Source organism: Streptococcus mitis subsp. hohhotensis (assembly GCF_020089495.2).
Lineage (GTDB): Bacteria > Bacillota > Bacilli > Lactobacillales > Streptococcaceae > Streptococcus > Streptococcus hohhotensis.
In genome coordinates, this window is sequence record NZ_JAIRCA020000040.1 from 1 (window position 1) to 1,261 (window position 1,261).

General features: G+C 38.1%; 1 protein-coding gene. It reads left to right on the forward strand.

What is annotated here, in order from left to right:
* Positions 1–59 precede the first annotated feature (59 nt).
* The coding region (locus K4Z77_RS09715) for an ISL3 family transposase (protein WP_224219183.1) at positions 60–1,261 on the forward strand (1,202 nt) is incomplete at its 3' end.

Sequence of the window (1,261 nt, forward strand, 5' to 3'; positions counted from 1 at the left end):
AAAAAAGTCCCATAAGATCTATAATGAAAAGCGACCAAACCATCATTAGAAAGAATCATATGGAACAATTACATTTTATCACAAAACTACTCGATATTAAAGACCCTAATATCCAGATTCTAGACATCATCAATAAGGATACACACAAGGAAATCATCGCCAAACTGGACTACGACGCCCCATCTTGTCCTGATTGTGAAAGTCAAATGAAGAAATATGACTTTCAAAAACCGTCTAAGATTCCTTACCTCGAAACAACTGGTATGCCTACTAGAATTCTCCTTAAAAAACGCCGTTTTAAGTGCTATCACTGTTCAAAAATGATGGTCGCCGAAACCTCTCTCGTCAAGAAAAATCACCAAATCCCTCGTATTATCAACCAAAAAATTGCTCAGAAGCTGATTGAAAAAAATTCTATGACGGATATTGCCCATCAGCTGTCCATTTCAACTTCAACTGTCATTCGCAAGCTCAATGACTTCCGTTTTAAGCATGATTTTTCTTGTCTTCCTGAGATTATGTCTTGGGATGAGTACGCTTTTACTAAGGGAAAGATGAGCTTCATTGCACAAGATTTTGAAAAGCTCAATATTATCACTGTTCTTGAGGGACGAACACAAGCTATTATCCGAAATCACTTTCTTAAATATGATAGGGCAGTCCGATGTCGAGTGAAAATCATTACTATGGATATGTTTAGCCCCTACTATGACTTGGCTAGACAACTTTTTCCAAACGCTAAAATCGTTCTAGATCGTTTCCATATTGTGCAACATCTTAGCCGTGCTATGAGTCGTGTCCGTGTCCAAATCATGAATCAGTTTCATCGAAAATCCCATGAATACAAGGCCGTCAAGCGCTACTGGAAGCTCATCCAGCAGGATAGTCGTAAATTGAGTGATAAACGTTTTTATCGCCCTACTTTTCATATGCACTTAACGAATAAAGAGATTCTTGACAAGCTTTTGAGCTATTCAGAAGACTTGAAACACCACTATCAGCTCTATCAGCTCTTGCTTTTTCACTTCCAGAATAAGGAACCAGAGAAATTTTTCGGACTTATTGAGGACAATCTTAAGCAGGTTCATCCTCTTTTTCAGACTGTCTTTAAAACCTTCCTCAAGGATAAAGAAAAGATTGTCAACGCCCTTCAACTACCCTATTCCAACGCCAAACTGGAAGCCACCAATAATCTCATCAAACTTATCAAGCGCAATGCCTTTGGTTTTCGGAACTTTGAAAACTTCAAAAAACGGATTTT